This window comes from Mesorhizobium sp. WSM4829, assembly GCF_055811475.1.
Genome location: NZ_JBVVQJ010000002.1, coordinates 272362 through 290493, shown reverse-complemented (window position 1 = coordinate 290493; position 18132 = coordinate 272362). Strand labels below are relative to the sequence as shown.

Here is an 18132-nt window from a genome sequence, read left to right as displayed (position 1 = left end):
CGGCCGCACTCCGTCCAACACCCCTCAACCGTCTTGGCGCTGCGCGCCAATCCACCTTCTCCCACAAGGGGAGAAGGGAAGAGGCAACCGCTACCCCAACTCCCCTGAATACCCGATGTCGACGCCATACTCGGCGGCTGCGTCGAGCATCGTGTGCCACAGGCTTTCGGCGAAACTTGCAAACACCAGAAGGTTGAACATCGGCTGCCCGTCCGGCCGGTCATCGCCACGCCAGAGATTGACGCCGGTGTGGTCGATCGATGTGGCGGCAGCGGCGTCGATCGGAAACGCCGTCGGGTGCAGGTCAATCGACGACAATTTCGCCAGCATGGCGCGCGCCTTGGCTCCCGAGACGCTGATCAGGGCGCGCGCATGCGACTGGTCCGACAGCGAGGCGGACTGCGAGAACGCCTGGCTCAAAATGTCGATCGTGTGTTTGCCGCTCTTGGACAGGACGAGGAACTGATCCGGTCCCGACCAGATGAGCGTCACGTCCGAAGCGCTGACGGCCTTCGGCAGATCCGGAGCCGCCATGCCGAAACGGACCTTGGCGGCGTTTGCCAGTTCCGCCCCTTTGCCGCGCCGCGCCATGATCTGGATCAGGTCGAAATTGCGAATCTCGGTGAGCGAAATGCCCGGCGCGACGTCGCGCGCGCCATGGGCGCCGACGACAAGCGCATGCTCCAGCGGACTGCGAGAAATCCACGAAATTTCAGCCACGCTGGCGCCCTCCATCCGGATCGTAGAAGACGGGATTGCACAGCTCGACGTCATAGTCTTCACCTCGCAGCGGATCGTGCGCATGGACGATCTCGCCGATGCGCTCGCGGCCGCGCTCGACAAGCGCGAGCCCGATCCACTGGTCAAGCGTCGGCGAGAAACAGACCGAGGTGACATAGCCCTGATCGTTGTCGGGACCCGGTATCTCGGCCTTCGGGATGACATGCGCGCCGGAGCGCAGGCGGCGCGCTCTGTCCGTCGGCTTGATGCCGACCACGACCTGCCGATCCGGTGCGACCAGCGCCTCGCGTCCGGCCATGACGCGGCCGACAAAATCCTTCTTGGTCGACATCATCTTGCCCAAGCCGAGATCGACCGCCGTCGTCGTGCCGTTCAACTCGGGCCCGGCGACATGGCCCTTTTCGATGCGCATGACGCCGAGCGCCTCGGTGCCATAGGGCGTAACGCCGTATTGTTTGCCGGCTATCATCAGGTTGCGCACCAGCGCGTCGCCGTAGCGGGCCGGAACGGAGATCTCGAACGCCATCTCGCCGGAGAACGAAATGCGGAACAGCCGCGCCCTGATGCCGCCGCGAAGGGATACCTCCCGCGCTCCCATGAATGGAAAACCCTCGTTCGAAAGGTCCTCGGCCGGATCGACGATTTCGCGAAGCAGGTCCCGGGTCTTCGGCCCGGCGATCGAGCATTGCGCCCACTGGTCGGAGACTGACGTGAGTTGCACGTCGAGTTCTGGAAACAGCACCTGCCGGCAGAATTCGAGATGCTGCATCACCGGCCCCGCCTTGGCGGTCGTGGTGGTCAGGAAATAGTGATCCTCGGCCAGCCGCGACGTGGTGCCGTCGTCATAGACCATGCCGTCCTCGCGCAGCATCAGCCCATAGCGGGCTTTTCCCACAGCAAGATTGGAGAAGGTGTTGATGTAGACGCGGTCGAGGAAGGCGCCGGCATCCGGTCCGTGCACGTCGATCTTGCCGAGCGTCGAGACGTCGCAAAAACCGACGCCGGAGCGCACCGCCTTGACCTCGCGGATGACCGTTTCCAGCCAGTCCTTCTCGCCGGTGCGCGGATACCATTGCGCCCGCTTCCACAGGCCGGTGTCGACGAACACAGCGCCCTGTTCAACTGCCCAGTGATGCGACGGCGTCAGCCTTGTCGCGTGGAAGTTTTCGTCGCGATGATGGCCGGCAAAGGCGCCGATGGCGACCGGCACATAGGGCGGCCGGTAGATCGTCGTGCCGGTCTCGGGAATGGATTTGCCTGATAGCGCCGCCATGATGGCGAGGCCGGCGACATTCGAGGTCTTGCCCTGGTCGGTGGCCATGCCGAGCGTCGTATAGCGCTTCAGATGCTCGACCGATTCAAAGCCTTCGCGCTGAGCCAGTTCGATGTCGGGAGCGGTGACGTCGTGCTGGTAGTCGACAAAGGCTTTTCCTTTGCCGGCAACATGCCAGAGCGGGGTCAGCGAAAAAGCTTCGTCGTCGGCGACTGGCGGCGTGCCGGCACTGCCGCTGTGCCCGGCGCTCTCAGCCGCTGCCGTACCGGCGGCAAACCCCTGGCGCAGGCAGGCGCCGAGCCCAAAAGCGCCGTTGGCGGCACCGGCGGCCACCATGTCGGGAGGCGCGCCGTTCGGCACGAAGGCCGATATATCGTCATGCCATCGCGGCCGGCCGCGATGGCATGAGGTCAGCCCGACCGCCGGGTTCCAGCCGCCGGAAACGGCAAGCCCGTCGGCTTCGACCTCGGCGCGTGCGCCGCCCGCGAGCGCCACCGAGATTTTCCTGACACCGTCCTTGCCGCCGTCCACCCCGCTGAGGAAACCGTTCAAAACGGCAAAGCCGGTTTTGGCGGCAAGCGCGCGATGCGCGGCCGATACGTCCGGACGCGCATCGACGACGGCAGCGATCTGCAATCCGGCGCCGAGTGCCGCCTCGACTGTGCGCCAGCCATCCTCATTGTTGGTGAACAGCGCAATCCGCTTCGCCGGGGTTGCCGCATAGCGCGCGATATAGCTCCGCATTGCCGAAGCCATCATCACGCCGGGCGTGTCGTTGCCGGCAAAGACGATCGGCCGTTCGATGGCGCCGGCGGCAACAATCGAGCGCTTTGCCACGATCCGCCACAGCCGCTGGCGCACCTGATGCTCCGGCGGCGAGGGCAGATGATCGTTGACCCGCTCGATGGCGCCATAGGTGCCGCCATCATAGACGCCGAACAGTGTCGTGCGGTTCATGATGCGGACATCGGGCAGTGAGGCGAGTTCTGCCAGCGTGCGCGAAATCCATTCGGCTGCGGGCACCCCGTCGATCGTGCCGCCGTCGGCAAGCAGGCGGCCGCCAAGCGCAAAATCTTCCTCGCACAGGATGACGCGGGCACCGGATCGGCCGGCGGCAAGTGCTGCCGCCAGCCCGGCTGGGCCGGAGCCGGCGATCAGCACGTCGCAATGCGCCCACGTCTTGTCGTAATGATCAGGATCGGCAACGCCCGCGGCGCGGCCGAGACCAGCGGCGCGGCGGATCGCCGGCTCGTAGACTGCTTCCCAGAATTTTGCCGGCCACATGAAGGTCTTGTAGTAGAAGCCGGCGACGAAGATCGGTGAGAACAGCTGGTTGACCGCCATCAGATCGTGGCGCAGCGACGGCCAGCGGTTCTGGCTGGCGGCTTCCAGACCGTCATAAAGTTCGGCGGTGGTCGCCTTGGTGTTGGGCTCACGCCGGGCTCCGTTGCGCAGCTCGACAAGTGCGTTGGGTTCTTCCGAGCCCGCGGTCAGGATGCCGCGCGGCCGGTGGTACTTGAACGAGCGGCCGACCAGCTTGACGCCATTGGCGATCAGCGCCGAGGCCAGCGTGTCGCCCTGGAAGCCGGCAAAGGTTTTGCCGTCGAAGCGAAAGTTCAGCAGCAACGAGCGGTCGATGAGACCGCCGGATGGCAGACGATTGGGTTGGCTGGAAATCACGATGCCCGGCCCCCATGCACGAGCGTCGCGCTGCCCCTCATCGCCCTGCCGGGCACTTCTCCCCGTATAGTGACGGGGAGAAGGACGCCTTCACTGAGGGTTTCGCCAATCTCCAGCGTAGCAGGAAGGGCGCCGAGGTTGCGGCCATCTCCCTTCTCCCCGTCACTATACGGGGAGAAGGTGCCGGCAGGCGGATGAGGGGCGGCGCTGAGTTGGCTAAGAATACTCATTTTGCCTGCCTTGCACCCACGCCCGCCGCCGGCTCGACCGAGGAAATCTCGTGTGTCAGCGTGTTGCGGGTGATCTTCAGCCAGGCCCGGCAGCCGCCGCCATGGTACCAATGTTCGCTCGTCTCGCCGGCAATGTTGTCGCGCAGATAGACGTAGTCGAACACTTCGTCTTCCGAGCCACCGGCTGCCGGCCGCAGCGGCTTGGCGTCGCCGAGATAGGTGAACTCGCCGAGTTCGCGTTCGCCGCAGAAGGGACAGACAATACGCATGCTTTTCGGGCCGTCCTCAGTGCAGGTTCGGTTGGGCGCCGACGCCCTTTTCATCGATGACAGCGCCCCGCCGGAACCGGTCGAGGCGGAAGCGCGCCGCCTCCTTGTGCAGTTCGTCGCGGGCCAGAAGATGGGCAAAGACAAGGCCGGAGCCGGGCGTCGCCTTGAAGCCGCCATAGCACCAGCCGGCATTGAGATAGAGCCCGTCCACCGGCGTCTTGTCGATGATCGGCGAGCCGTCCATCGACATGTCCATGATGCCGCCCCATTGGCGCAACAGGCGCACGCGACCGATCATCGGCATCAGCGCCATGCCGCCCTCGCAGACGTCTTCCATCACAGGCATGTTGCCGCGCTGGGCATAGGAATTGTAGCCGTCTATATCGCCGCCGAAGACCAGCCCGCCCTTGTCCGACTGGCTAACATAGAAATGGCCGGCGCCGAAGGTCATGACATTGGGGATCAGCGGCTTGATCGCCTCGGAAACGAAGGCCTGCAGCACATGGCTCTCGATCGGCAGCCGCAGGCCAGCCATCGCCGCGACGCGCGACGAACTGCCGGCGACGGCCATGCCGACCTTGCCGGCGCCGATTGTGCCGCGCGATGTCTCGACGCCGGTCACCTTGCCGTTGGCGTCGCGCCCAAAGCCGGTCACCTCGCAGTTCTGGATGATGTCGACGCCGAGCGCGCTCGCCGCATGGGCGTAGCCCCAGACCACGGCGTCGTGGCGTGCTGTGCCGCCGCGCCGCTGCAGCAGGCCGCCTTGCACGGGAAAGCGGGCATTGTCGAAGTTCAGGAACGGCATCATCTTCTTGACCGCGGCAAGGTCGAGCAGTTCGGCATCGATGCCGTTGATGCGCATCGTGTTGCCGCGCCGCGCATAGGCGTCGCGCTGCGCATCGGAATGGTAAAGGTTGATGACGCCGCGCTGGCTGACCATCGTGTTGTAGTTGAGGTCCTGCTCCATCCGCTCCCACAGCTTCATCGACAGCTCGTAGAAGCCGGTATTGCCGGGCAGCCCGTAATTGGAGCGAATGATGGTGGTGTTGCGGCCGGCATTGCCGGAGCCGATCCAGCCCTTTTCGAGCACGGCGACATTCCTGATGCCGTATTCGCTGGCGAGGAACCATGCCGTCGCCAGGCCGTGGCCGCCGCCACCGATGATCACCACGTCGTAGCGGTCCTTCGGGCTGGCGTCGCGCCAGGTGCGCTGCCAATTTTTGTGGCCGGAAAATGCCGCACGGGCGAGGGAGAAGATCGAGTATTTCATGGTTCTATTCCGAGGTCGCTCGCGCCGCGCAGGACCATTCTTGACGCATCGGAATCGTCCGAAAACCGCTTCACACTTTTCGGTCCGATGCTCTAGATATCCAGCGTGTGGTCGCGCTCCCACTGGGTGAAGTGGGAAGCATAGGAATTCCATTCCTGATGCTTCAGCTTTAGATAAGCCGACGAGAATTCCTCACCCAGCGCCGCCTTGAGCGATTTGTCGTTGTCGAACTCGCGCAATGCATCGAGCAGGTTGAGCGGCAGCTTCGGCGCGCCCTCCACCGTATGCCCGAACTGGTACATGTCGATGTCGTAGCGCTTGCCGGGATCGGCCTTCGAGCGGATGCCGTCGAGGCCGGCGGCGATGATGACCGCCTGCAGCAGATAAGGGTTTGCCGCGCCGTCGGGCAGGCGCAGCTCGAAGCGTCCCGGGCCGGGCACGCGCACCATGTGGGTGCGGTTGTTGCCGGTCCAGGTCACCGAGTTCGGCGCCCAGGTGGCGCCCGAAATGGTGCGCGGCGCATTGATGCGCTTGTAGGAATTGACGGTCGGGTTGGTGATCGCGGCAAGTGCCGAGGCATGCTTCATGATGCCGCCGAGAAAATTCCTGCCCTTCGCCGACAGGCCGAGCTCCATGGCGTTGTCGGCAAAGACATTGGTCTTGCCGTCCTTGTCCCACACCGAGATATGGGCGTGGCAGCCATTGCCGGTCAGGCCGGGGAATGGTTTTGGCATGAAGGTGGCGCGCAGGCCGTGCTTTTCTGCAATGGACCTCACCATGAACTTGAAGAAGGAATGCTTGTCGGCGGTCGCCAGCGCATCGTCGAAGGCCCAGTTCATCTCGAACTGGCCGTTGGCGTCCTCGTGGTCGTTCTGGTAGGCGCCCCAGCCGAGCGCCAGCATGTGGTCGCAGATCTCGGCGATGACATCATAGCGCCGCATCACCGCTTGCTGGTCGTAGCAGGGCTTTGACGCCGTGTCGTATTCGTCGGAAATCGTCTTGCCGTCCGGCGAGATCAGGAAGAACTCGGCCTCGACGCCGGTCTTGACATGCATGCCGTCGCCCGCCGCCTCGTCAATCAGCCGCTTCAGCGTGTTGCGCGGCGCCTGGGCGACCGTTTTTTCGTCCATCATGCAATTGGCGGCAATCCAGGCGACTTCCGGCTTCCACGGCAGCTGGATGACCGAATCCGGATCCGGCACCGCCAGCATGTCTGGATGCGCCGGCGTCAGGTCGAGCCAGGTGGCAAAGCCGGCAAAGCCGGCGCCGTCCTTCTGCATGTCGGCGATGGCCTGCGCCGGCACCAGCTTGGCGCGCTGTCCACCGAACAGGTCGGTGTAGGAAATCATGAAATATTTGACGCCGTTCCCTTTGGCGAAGGCGGCGAGATCGTTCCCCATTATAGTTCCTCGCTTATTGGTATTTGGTAGTCTGGTATCAGAAGCCGTTCTTCCCCGGTATCCAGTTGGTGCCGGCCAGCGGCACACCGGCCATGGCGGCGGCTTCGATCGTCAGCGCGACGAGATCCTCGGGCTCGAGATTGTGCAGGCTGTTCTTGCCGCAGGCGCGGGCGATGGTCTGCGCCTCCAGCGTCATCACCTTGAGATAATTGGCCAGCCGTCGCCCGGCCGCTATCGGATCGAGCCGTTTCATCAGCTCGGGGTCCTGCGTGGTGATGCCGGCCGGATCGCGGCCCTCGTGCCAGTCGTCATAGGCGCCGGCGGTGGTGCCGAGCTCGTTGTACTCCGCCTCCCAGCGCGGATCGTTGTCGCCGAGCGCGACAAGTGCGGCGGTGCCGATCGACACCGCGTCGACGCCGAGCGCCAGCGCCTTGGCGACATCGGCGCCGTTGCGGATGCCGCCGGAGATGATCAGCTGCACCTTGCGATGCATGCCGAGATCCTGCAGTGCCTGCACCGCCGGCCGGATGCAGGCAAGCGTCGGCTGGCCGACATTCTCGATGAACACTTCCTGGGTTGCGGCGGTGCCGCCCTGCATGCCGTCGATCACGACGACATCGGCGCCTGATTTCACCGCAAGGGCTGTATCGTAATAGGGCCGCGCGCCGCCGACCTTGACGTAGATCGGCTTTTCCCAGTCGGTGATTTCGCGCAGTTCCAGGATCTTGATTTCGAGATCGTCGGGCCCGGTCCAGTCGGGATGGCGTGAGGCTGAGCGCTGGTCGATACCCTTGGGCAGCGTGCGCATGTCGGCGACACGGTCGGAGATCTTCTGGCCAAGCAGCATGCCGCCGCCACCGGGCTTGGCACCCTGGCCGACGACGATCTCGATCGCATCCGCCCGGCGCAAGTCGCGCGGGTTCATGCCGTAGCGCGACGGCAGGTACTGGTAGACCAGCGTCTTGGAATGGCCGCGCTCTTCCTCGGTCATGCCGCCGTCGCCGGTCGTCGTCGAGGTGCCGGACAGCGTCGCGCCGCGGCCGAGCGCTTCCTTGGCCGGGCCGGACAGCGAGCCAAAACTCATTCCGGCAATGGTGATCGGGATTTTCAGCTCGATCGGCTTTTTCGCATGGCGCGATCCCAACACGACACTGGTGTCGCAGCGCTCGCGATAGCCTTCGAGCGGATAGCGCGAGATCGAGGCGCCGAGGACAAGCAGGTCGTCGAAATGCGGCAGCCTGCGCTTGGCGCCGGCGCCGCGGATATCATAGATGCCGGTCGCAGCGGCGCGACGGATCTCGGAAAGCGTGTAGTCGTCGAAGGTCGCGGATTTGCGCGGCGTCGTCGGCGGGTTGCGATAGGTCATTGAGCCTCAATACGCGTCGGCGTTGTCGATGTTGAAATTGTAGAGGGTGCGCGCCGAGCCGTAACGCGTGAACTCCGCCGCCTTGACGCCGGTCACCCCGGCGCGGTCGAGCAGGTCCTGCAGCAATGCCAGATGCTCGGGCCGCATCTCCTTGGCGATGCAGTCGGCGCCGAGGCTGCCGACCTTGCCGCGCACGAACAGCCGCGCCTCGTAGATGGAATCGCCGAGCGCATCGCCGGCATCGCCCAGCACCACCAGATTGCCGGACTGCGCCATGAAGGCCGACATATGGCCGATATTGCCGTGGACGACGATGTCGATGCCCTTCATCGAGATGCCGCAGCGCGACGACGCGTTGCCCTCGATGACCAGCAGCCCGCCCCTGCCGGTGGCGCCGGCATATTGGCTGGCATCGCCTTTGACCGTTATCGAGCCAGACATCATGTTTTCGCCGACGCCGGGTCCGGCCGAGCCATGCACCGTGATGGCGCTGCCGTCGTTCATGCCGCCGCAATAATAGCCGACGCTGCCGCGGACATCGACGGTGACCGGCTGGTCGACGCCGACGGCGACCGAATGGCTGCCTTTCGGATTGAGCACTTCCCAGACGGTCTGGTTCGAACCGGGAGTCAAATCGTGAAGCGCCTGGTTAAGCTCGCGCAACGGCATCTCGGCCAGGTCGAACACCCCTGATGCATGGCTCTGATCGAGTGCCTTGGAGACGTTGATTGCCGGCATGAACTCAATGCTCCCAGAAATAGACGGTTGCAGGCTCGGGTTCCCAGACCCTCGCATTGTCGATGCCGGGCAGTTTGGTCAGCGCACGATACTCCGAGCCGAAGGCGACATATTGGTCGGTTTCGGCCATGACGGCAGGCTTGCAGGCGATCGGATCGCGCACCACGCCGAAGCCGTTCTTGGTGCCGACGACGAAGGTGAAGAAGCCGTCGAGGTCGCTCAGCGTGCCTTCCAGCGCCTCGCCGAGATTCTTGCCATGCGCCATCTGCGAGGAGAGGTAGGCGGCCGCGACTTCGGTGTCGTTCTCGGTCTCGAATTTCATGCCTTCGCGGATCAGCTCGCGGCGGACATTGTTGTGATTGGAAAGCGAGCCATTATGCACCAGGCATTGGTCGGCGCCGGTCGAGAACGGATGCGCGCCCATCGTCGTCACCGCCGATTCCGTCGCCATGCGGGTATGGCCGATGCCGTGCGTGCCGGTCATGCTGCGCACGTCGAAGCGATCGACAACCGTTTCCGGCAAGCCGACTTCCTTGTAGATTTCGACGACCTCGCCGGCGCCCATGATGCGGATGTCGGGGCGCAGCGCCTGGATCGCCTCGCGCATTTCGTCGATCTTGGCAGGCGCGGTCCTGACCACTGCATGCGTCGATTTCACTGCGATGCTTACTGGCGCTCCGATCGCCTTGGCGAGTTCGGCGTCAAGGTTGCGGAAATCCTGCTCCGGTTTTGCCGACTGGATGGTGATCTTGGCCTCGTTGCCGGATGGCGCGCCATAGATGGCGATGCCGGCACTGTCGGGACCGCGATCGCTGAGCGAGATCAGCATCTGCGAAAGCATCGAGCCGAGCTGGGGCTCGAGCGCCTTGTCCTTCAAAAACAATCCGACGATTCCGCACATGTCAGGCTCCCGCGGTGAGGTATGATTTCGGTGCTACCAGCTTCATATCAAGAATTCAACTCATATGAAAGTTTTTTTCATCTTGGACAAGTCGTCCGGCGCAATTTGAGGCGCCAGACGACCTTATTCCGGTCTAATGGCGATCGATCGCCTTTCTGGTCTCCTCGCCGGTGCGATCCGCCGCCATATCGGCCTCGATCTCAGCGTTCTCCTGGCGCGTCTGGAGGACGTGCCACCCGATCCAGAAGACGAGGCCGACGATCACCATCACCACTTCAGAACCCTGGAAAGGGTAGATCGCGCCGACGTCCTTGAGGTCCACGGCCCAGCTTTCCATTCCATTGGTCGACATTGCGGTTCTCCCTGTCGGTTGACTAGTTGTCGGTTGACTATTTGATCATGGCCTTTTCGGCGGTTCCCAGTTCGCGGACCGACGCCTCGAACGCATGGTTGAGGGCAAAGTCGACGCCCTCGAGTTCGACCTTCTTCGGGACGCGCAGCAGGTTCATGCTGTTGAGGATCTTGCAGACGACGAAGGTGGGGACGAAGCCGAGCACGAACATCAGCACCGCACCAGCGAAATTGCCGAGCGGGTTGATGTGCGCGAAGCCCTCATAGGGCGAGGACGGCTGTCCCCACAGCATGAATCCCGCCACCACGACGCCGAGGAAGCCGCCATAGCCGTGCACGGCAACGGCGCCGACCGCATCGTCGACCTTGAAGCGGCGCTCGACGAAATAGTGCAGTTTGTAGCAGATGCTCGGGACGATCGCGCCGATCAGCATCGCCTGGATCGGGTGATAGAGGTCATTGCCGGCAGACGCCGAGATGATGCCGCAAAGCCCCATCGAGAATGTCCAGAAAGGGTCGCCTTTCGAGACGATGTAGCCGGCCAGCATGCCGCCCGACAGCGACATCAAGAAGTTGAAGGTGACCGCCGAGAGCGTGGTCGGCGCGAGATAGATATTGGTCGCCGTCCAGGTCTCGCCGGTGATCTGGCCGGCAATCGTGGCCGGGCTGATCAGCGGAATGTTGCACGCGGCATAGAAGCCCCAAAAGCCGGTGAAGATCAGGAACAGGCCGATCGTGACCAGCCAGACATTGTGGGGCGGGATGTCGCGCGCCGTGCCGTCGGGCCTGAACTTGCCGATGCGCGGGCCCAGCACGATGAGAAAAGCGAGCGCCGCTCCGCCCGCGATCGCGTGCACGACCCCCGATGCATAGGCATCATGATAGCCCCAGAGTTTCACCATCCAGCCTTGCGGATGCCAGCCCCAGGACGCGTCGAGGATCCACAGGACCGAGCCGATCAGGACCGCGACGATCCAGAACGCGCCTGAGCGCGCGCGCTCTATGATCGAGCCCGAGATGATCGACGCCGTCGTGATGGAGAACAGCAGAAAGGCGCCCCAGAACACGCCGTTGAGGCGATGCCACAACGCCGCGTCGGTCGGCGTGACCCCCGTCTCGCCGGGATTGACGCCGGAGAGATGGGTGCCCATCAGCGGATTCCATGGTTCGGCGAAAGGTGCGGTGACAAGTCCGCCGGCGATGCCCGGCCCGTTGGGGAAGCCGAAATAGATCCACCATCCGAAAAAATAAAAGGTGATCGTGACGAGCGGAATCGCCATCGCGTTTTTCATCAGCGTTTTCAGATGATTGCGCCGGCGCGACACGCCGACCTCGTACATGCAGAACCCGACATGGATCAGGAACATCATGACGATGGTCACCCAGTAATAGAACTCCGTGAAAATGGTCGTTAGAGCGTTGAGATTCCCTTCCATTGCATGTCCCCTGTTCAGTTGCGTTCCTTGCCTCTCAGTAAAACTTTTTGCATCTTAGTATTGCGCGCTTTTGGAGTTTTGAGTCAATATGGCGCGGACCGTCGCATGGCCTCAGTGCCCTTGAGCGGCGGACGCCGGCAATCTTGTGAGGAGAAGCAAGTCCATGACCGCATCCTGGAGATTTTCGACCTTGGCGGATCGCCATCGTGCGCTCGGTTCGAAGCTCGAAGACTGGAGCGGGATGGGCACGGCCTGGACCTACGACAAGGACGCCGACGAGGAGTACATCGCCATCCGCACCAAGGCCGGGCTGATGGACGTGTCGGGCCTGAAAAAGGTCCACATCACCGGGCCGCATGCCTCGCACCTGATCGACCTCGCCACGACGCGCGACGTCGAGAAAATATATCCCGGCAAGTCGGCTTATGCCTGCATGCTCAACGAGGCCGGCAAGTTCACCGACGACTGCATCCTCTACCGCACCGGTCCGAATGCCTGGATGGTTGTGCATGGTTCGGGCACCGGCCAAGAGGAGTTGCAGCGCGCCGCCATGGGCCGCGATGTCTCGCTGCGCTTTGACGACAATCTGCACGACCTTTCGCTGCAGGGACCGATATCAGTCGACTACCTGGCCAAGCATGTGCCTGGCATACGCGACCTCGCCTATTTCCATCACATGCAGACCCGGCTGTTCGGTTTTCCGGTGATGATCTCGCGCACCGGCTACACCGGCGAACGCGGCTACGAGATCTTCTGCCGTGGCCAGGATGCCGGCACGATCTGGGACACCATCCTCGACGAGGGCAAGAGCGCCGGCATCATCCCGTGCCGGTTCACCACGCTCGATATGCTGCGCGTCGAGAGCTACCTCCTGTTCTACCCCTACGACAATTCGCAGAAATATCCGTTCGAGAACGAAGGCCCCGGCGACACGCTGTGGGAACTCGGCCTCGATTTTACCGTCAGCCCCGGCAAGACAGGGTTTCGCGGCGCCGAGGAGCACTACCGCCTCAAGGGCAAGGAACGCTTCAAGATCTTCGGCGTGCTGCTCGAAGGCAAGGAGCCGGCCGACGAGGGCGCACCGGTCTATCGCGACGGCAAAAGGGTCGGCGTGGTGACCTGCGCCATGTATTCGCCGCTGGTCCAGAAATCGATGGGCATTGCCCGGCTCGACGTCGACTGCGCCGTCCAGGGCACCAGGCTCGAGATCCGCAACCAGAGCGGCGCCATCAGCGCGACGGCTGAGCCGCTTCCATTCGATGATCCGAAGAAGACCAAGCGCACGGCAAAAGGCTGAGGCATACTGAGAGGATGGCAGCGAAAAGCATCATCAGCCGGCCGGTCTACGGAACCCTGTCGCCGCAGCCCGGCAAGCACCATCTTTTCGTGGCCGATGCAGACGGCGCGCTGGCGATAACGGACTTGGCCCCCAAGGCGCCCGACGGTTTTTTTGCCGATGCCCATATTATTTTCATCCCCGGTAATGAGGGCCAGCATGTCGCCGCGCTCGAAGCGCTGAAGCCGGCCCAGTTCTATCAGGGGCCTTCCTTCGCCAGCGCCCTGCCGCGGCTGAAGCAGACGCTGGCCAACGCGCATATGGGCCTGCGCCTCTATCTCGCCGGCACCGAGGGGCTGATCGGCCAGGCGATGCAGGCGGCGCTCGAAGCCGGCATCGACCACACCTCGATCCAGACCGAGCATCGCGGCTCGCTGGCGCGCCGCGTCCAATGCGTCCATTGCAAGGGCATCACCGAAAGCGTGACGACGCAGCCGGCGACCTGCTCGCATTGTGGCCTGCTTCTTCTGGTACGCGATCACTATTCCAGGCGCCTCGCCGCATTCCAGGGCGTCTGCATCAATGCGGAAGACCGCAGCGAAATTCCTCCGGCGGAGGAGATCTTTCGATGAGCACCGGCACCACCAAGCTCGACGTCGTGGTGAGCGATGTCGTCCCGGTCAACGAACTGGTAACGCGCTTCCATTTCCGCCGGCGCGACGGGCAGCTTTTGCCGACATTCTCCGGCGGCGCCCATGTTGTGGTGGAGATGCGCGACGGCGAGCGGACCAGGCTCAATCCCTATTCGCTGATGGGCTCGCCGCTCGACACGCGCGAGTATACCATCTCGGTGCGCCGCGACGATGCCGGCCGCGGCGGCTCGCTGTTCATGCACAGCACTGTCAGGCCCGGCCATGAGATGGTGATCAGCTATCCTGTCAATCTGTTCTCGCTCGACCTGCGCGCCAGGAAGCATTTGATGCTGGCCGGCGGCATCGGCATCACGCCGTTCATGGCGCAGACCGCGCAGCTGGCGGCGGATGGCGGCAATTTCGAGTTGCATTACACCTGCCGCACCGCTTCGCTCGGCACCTATGCCGATGTGCTCAAGGAGCGCTACGATCGCCGGGTCAGGCTCTATCACGACGATCGCGACGAGCGCATCGAGCTCGACCGGCTGCTGTCGTCGCAGCCGCTCGGCACGCATCTCTACGTCTGCGGCCCGTCCGGCATGATCGGCTGGGTGCGCGATCGCGCCGCTGCGCTGGGCTGGCCGGCGGAAACCGTGCATTTCGAGCATTTTGCCGCGCCGCAGCCCGGCGCCCCGTTCGAGGTGACGCTGGCGGTCAGCGGCATGACCATCCGCGTCGGCGAGCAGCAGAGCCTGCTCGAGGCGATCGAGGCGGCCGGCGTCGATCCGCCCTATCTCTGCCGCGGCGGCGTCTGCGGCCAGTGCGAGACCAATGTCATCGCGCATGACGGCAACTTCATCCACAACGACCACTGGCTGAGCGAGGAAGAGCACCGTTGCGGCAAGAAGATCATGCCTTGCGTCTCGCGCTTCGAGGGCAGGTCGCTGGTTCTGGAAAGATAGGAGGCGAGCCTGGGCATCACCTTTCGTAACGAAACGTTCCGTAACGACTTCACCTTCAGGAACAGCCCGGAGCACATCAGGCGGTTTCCGTTCCCGTTCCACGAGGACAGCTACATGTATGCGGTCAACATCGAGCCGCACGTCGTCGGACCGAAGGGCAGCGCGCTCGAAAACCTGATCGACGTCGACGAGCACTATGTCGCCGAGATGCAGGACCGCGCGCTGGTGCTGGCGGAAGACCCGCTGCGCTGCCAGTCGCTGCCGCACATGACGCTGGCCGGCTGGGACCTGCTCGAACTTCTGATGGAACAGCAGGCGCTGGGCTATCCCGAGCATTTCACGCTGACGCGCGACGGCGACAAATGGCGCTGGATCAACCGGCCGCTCGGCATCGACGACAGCTTCACATTCGGCGATGTCTCGACGCTGCCCTACGGGCCGATGGAATACATCACGCGGCAAAGCCAGGGCGATTTCTGCATCCTCGACCAGCGTGACGGCAATCTGTGGATGGATGCCGGCATGGTCACCACCCAGGCCGACTGGTCGCTGGATTTCGACATCGGCATGAACTTCTTCGAATGGCACGCGCCGGTGCCGCTGGCGCATGAGAAGGGGATTTTCACCCGGGCGCTAAAATTCCTCACCAACATCCAGCAGGGCAAGCCGGCGCGGCGGCTGAACTGGACGATGACCATCAATCCGCGCCTCGACACCAGTCCGGAAAATTATCATAAATGGGGTCCTGACCGGACGACGGTGACGCCCGAAAACGTCGGCGACAAGGTCCACCTGCGCGTTGAGCTGCAAAGCTTCTGGCGGCTGCCGCGCTCGAACGGCATCGTCTTCCCGATCCGCTGCTACCTGATCAAGATGGACGAGCTGGTGACGCAGCCGATATGGGCGCGGCGCCTGCATCGCGTCATTCGCGACCTGCCCGAAGAACTCGCCAATTACAAAGGCTTGTCGCGCTATCGCGCGACGCTGGTCGAGTGGCTGTCGAAGCTCGACGACGGCAGCCTGACGTCAGCAGGCTTCGGGCCTGATTGAGTTTTTGCCTGGGTTCCCCGTTGCGCTGCCCTCTCAAGACCTGGGTTCCTCGCTCCCGCGAAGCGGGGGAGAGGTGGCCGCGAAGCGGCCGGAGAGGGGGCTTTCGTAGGGCGCGGTTCCCCCCTCCGTCTCAGCTTCGCCGAGCACCTCTCTCCCACTTCGTGGGGGCGAGGAAGCCAAGCTGGAATGAGGCGCAGTCCTTCGCAGACCAACCTCTCAACCGGCGCTGCCCTGCGGATAGCAGATGATCGAGAGATAGCGCATCGGCAGGACTGTCAGCACCTCCGGCCCGTGCGGCGCGTCGGCGTCGAAGAACAGGCTGTCGCCGGGTTTCATCGGGTAGAGATTGCTGCCGTGCCGGTAGGTGACCTCGCCTTCGAGCATGTAGAGGAACTCCATGCCTTCGTGCTGAAAAGTCGGAAACACATCGGAATCCTCGGTCAGCGTGATCAGATAGGGCTCGACGACGACGCCGCTGGTGTTGGAGCCGATATGGCCGAGCAGATTGTACTGGTGGCCGGCGCGCGTGCCGCGGCGCTCGACGTCGAGGCCTTCGCCAGCCCTGACGAAGACGGCGCTGCGCTCTTCCTCGAAGCGGCGGAAGAAGGCGGTGACCGGAACGCCGAGCGCCCGCGACAGCGCCTGCAAGGTGGTCAGCGACGGCGAGGTGATGCCGTTTTCGATCTTCGACAGCATGCCCAGCGAAATGTCGGTGGCAGCGGCAAGATCGGCAACAGTGATGCCGAGTTTCTTGCGAAACGCCCGCACCTCGCGGCCGATCGCGACCTCGAGGACCTTTTCGCGGGTGTCGCGAACGGCGTGCGGATCCTGGGTCAGTGGCGCCCGGATCGTTGCCACGTTTTTAGGCGATGGCTTGGCCTTGGCGGCGGCTGCCCCATTCCTGAAACTGGAAACTTTCTTCGCCATGTCGCCACCCCGTCTGTAGATTTATTTCACTCGGGGTGAACGTATTCGCTGCGGATACAGAGCGCAACAGCGACAGCAAGCCACTTTTAAACGACCGCGCGTTCTCTGGATTTTTCCGCCGTTGGCCGTTTTGCCGAAAATCCAATCGGGTGAACCGTGGTTTCGGCAGAAGGCCTGTTGACAGCATCGAAGGGGCAATTACTGTCCTGTCAGTGAAATTTGTTTCGTTAGGGAAATGAGACCGGGAGGCCCGCAATGAAAAGTCGTGTTGCCGTCATCGGAGCCGGGCCGTCCGGCATGGCCCAGCTTCGAGCCTTCAAGTCGGCAGCCGACAACGGCGCGGAGATCCCGGAAATCGTCTGCTTCGAAAAGCAGTCCGACTGGGGCGGCCTGTGGAACTACACCTGGCGCACCGGCCTCGACGAGCATGGCGACCCGGTGCACGGCTCGATGTACCGCTACCTCTGGTCGAACGGGCCGAAGGAATGCCTCGAATTCGCCGACTACACGTTCGAGGAGCACTTTGGCCGGCCGATCGGCTCCTACCCACCGCGCGCCGTGCTGTGGGACTACATCAAGGGCCGCGTCGAAAAATCCGACGTGCGCCAATGGGTGCGCTTCAACAGCCCGGTGCGTATGGTGACGTTCTCCGACGCGACGAAAAAGTTCACCGTCACCGCGCATGACCGCAGCAACGACGTCACCTATTCGGAGGAGTTCGACAACGTCGTCGTCGCCTCGGGGCATTTTTCCGTGCCCAACGTTCCCTATTTCGAGGGTTTTTCGAGCTTCAACGGCCGCATCCTGCACAGCCATGATTTCCGCGACGCCATGGAATTCAAGGACAAGGACATCCTGATCATCGGCCGCTCCTATTCGGCCGAGGACATCGGCTCGCAATGCTACAAATACGGCGCCAGATCGATCACCTCCAGCTACCGTTCGAAGCCGATGGGTTTCAAATGGCCTGACAACTGGCGGGAAGTGCCGCTGCTGCAGAAGGTCGTCGGCAAGACCGCGCATTTCAAGGACGGCAGTACCAGGGATGTCGACGCCATCATCCTGTGTACCGGCTACCTCCACTCCTTCCCGTTCCTCACCGAGGATCTGAAGCTCAAGACCGCCAACCGGATGTGGCCGGACGGGCTTTTTGAGGGCGTCGTCTGGGAGAAGAACCCGCAGCTGTCCTATATCGGCATGCAGGACCAGTTCTACACCTTCAACATGTTCGACGCGCAGGCCTGGTTCGCCCGCGACGTCATCATGGGCCGGATAAAGCTGCCTTCGGCCGAGGTGATGGCCGAGCATGGCGCGAAATGGCGGGCGCGTGAGGAAACGCTGGAAGACGCCGAGCAGATGATCTGGTTCCAGGGCGACTACACCAGGGAGTTGATGGAGCAGACCGATTATCCGGGTTTCGACGTCGAGGCTGTCAATCAGACTTTCATGGAATGGGAGCACCACAAGGCGCAGGACATCATGAGCTTCCGCGACCATGCCTATCGCTCGTTGATGACCGGCACGATGGCGCCGCTGCACCATACGCCCTGGCTGCAGGCGATGGACGATTCGATGGAATCCTATCTCGAGGTGAAAGGCGTCGCGGCGGAGTAGCGGATTCCTCGCCACT

General features: G+C 63.2%; 16 protein-coding genes. 5 read left to right on the top strand and 11 right to left on the bottom strand.

From position 1 onward, the window contains the following. Window positions 1-90: 90 nt before the first annotated feature. From AC0L17_RS03685 to AC0L17_RS03640, 10 genes are all read right to left on the bottom strand, one after another. Window positions 91-720: a sarcosine oxidase subunit gamma gene (locus AC0L17_RS03685; RefSeq protein ID WP_473514803.1), complete on the bottom strand. Its 630-nt coding sequence runs from the start codon at window positions 718-720 to the stop codon at window positions 91-93. After that, window positions 713-3691, bottom strand: a complete 2979-nt coding sequence (locus AC0L17_RS03680) for a sarcosine oxidase subunit alpha (protein WP_473514831.1) — start codon at window positions 3689-3691, stop codon at window positions 713-715. The genes AC0L17_RS03685 and AC0L17_RS03680 overlap by 8 nt, the downstream gene beginning before the upstream one ends. 229 nt (window positions 3692-3920) lie before the next feature. Beyond that, window positions 3921-4193 (bottom strand): sarcosine oxidase subunit delta, encoded by a 273-nt coding sequence (locus AC0L17_RS03675; RefSeq protein WP_473514802.1) that lies wholly within the window; start codon window positions 4191-4193, stop codon window positions 3921-3923. A 16-nt stretch (window positions 4194-4209) separates the two neighbouring features. Continuing rightward, entirely contained in the window at window positions 4210-5463 is a 1254-nt protein-coding gene (locus AC0L17_RS03670) for a sarcosine oxidase subunit beta family protein (protein WP_091600574.1), read from the bottom strand. A 92-nt stretch (window positions 5464-5555) separates the two neighbouring features. Beyond that, window positions 5556-6863, bottom strand: coding sequence for a type III glutamate--ammonia ligase (glnT, locus tag AC0L17_RS03665; RefSeq protein ID WP_473514801.1), 1308 nt, complete (start codon window positions 6861-6863; stop codon window positions 5556-5558). A gap of 37 nt (window positions 6864-6900) precedes the next feature. After that, entirely contained in the window at window positions 6901-8229 is a 1329-nt protein-coding gene (locus tag AC0L17_RS03660; protein WP_473514800.1) for an FMN-binding glutamate synthase family protein, read from the bottom strand. Between the two features lie 6 nt (window positions 8230-8235). Continuing rightward, window positions 8236-8967, bottom strand: coding sequence for a GltB/FmdC/FwdC-like GXGXG domain-containing protein (locus AC0L17_RS03655; protein ID WP_473514799.1), 732 nt, complete (start codon window positions 8965-8967; stop codon window positions 8236-8238). 4 nt (window positions 8968-8971) lie between these two features. Then, on the bottom strand, window positions 8972-9868 hold the full coding sequence (locus AC0L17_RS03650; RefSeq protein WP_473514798.1) for a class II glutamine amidotransferase: 897 nt from the start codon (window positions 9866-9868) through the stop codon (window positions 8972-8974). Window positions 9869-10001: 133 nt separating this feature from the next. After that, window positions 10002-10220 (bottom strand): hypothetical protein, encoded by a 219-nt coding sequence (locus tag AC0L17_RS03645; RefSeq protein ID WP_287072904.1) that lies wholly within the window; start codon window positions 10218-10220, stop codon window positions 10002-10004. A 37-nt stretch (window positions 10221-10257) separates the two neighbouring features. Then, a complete protein-coding gene (locus AC0L17_RS03640) occupies window positions 10258-11655 on the bottom strand; it encodes an ammonium transporter (RefSeq protein WP_473514797.1) in 1398 nt (465 codons plus the stop codon). Window positions 11656-11818: 163 nt separating this feature from the next. On the opposite strand from AC0L17_RS03640, the gene AC0L17_RS03635 reads away from it, so the two are divergent. From AC0L17_RS03635 to AC0L17_RS03620, 4 genes are read left to right on the top strand one after another with little or no spacing between them, the layout of a single operon-like run. Further along, the gene (locus AC0L17_RS03635; RefSeq protein WP_091600567.1) at window positions 11819-12952 is read left to right on the top strand and encodes an aminomethyl transferase family protein; all 1134 of its coding nucleotides are present in this window, start codon (window positions 11819-11821) and stop codon (window positions 12950-12952) included. A gap of 14 nt (window positions 12953-12966) precedes the next feature. Further along, entirely contained in the window at window positions 12967-13563 is a 597-nt protein-coding gene (locus tag AC0L17_RS03630; protein ID WP_473514796.1) for a dimethylamine monooxygenase subunit DmmA family protein, read from the top strand. Continuing rightward, entirely contained in the window at window positions 13560-14525 is a 966-nt protein-coding gene (locus AC0L17_RS03625; protein WP_473514795.1) for a PDR/VanB family oxidoreductase, read from the top strand. Before AC0L17_RS03630 ends, AC0L17_RS03625 begins: the two co-directional genes overlap by 4 nt. A gap of 9 nt (window positions 14526-14534) precedes the next feature. After that, the gene (locus AC0L17_RS03620) at window positions 14535-15575 is read left to right on the top strand and encodes a heme-dependent oxidative N-demethylase family protein (protein ID WP_473514830.1); all 1041 of its coding nucleotides are present in this window, start codon (window positions 14535-14537) and stop codon (window positions 15573-15575) included. A 216-nt stretch (window positions 15576-15791) separates the two neighbouring features. On the opposite strand, the gene AC0L17_RS03615 is transcribed toward AC0L17_RS03620, so the two are convergent. Further along, window positions 15792-16502 (bottom strand): helix-turn-helix domain-containing protein, encoded by a 711-nt coding sequence (locus AC0L17_RS03615; protein ID WP_473514794.1) that lies wholly within the window; start codon window positions 16500-16502, stop codon window positions 15792-15794. A 255-nt stretch (window positions 16503-16757) separates the two neighbouring features. On the opposite strand from AC0L17_RS03615, the gene AC0L17_RS03610 reads away from it, so the two are divergent. Further along, on the top strand, window positions 16758-18116 hold the full coding sequence (locus tag AC0L17_RS03610; RefSeq protein WP_473514793.1) for an NAD(P)-binding domain-containing protein: 1359 nt from the start codon (window positions 16758-16760) through the stop codon (window positions 18114-18116). Window positions 18117-18132: the final 16 nt, after the last annotated feature.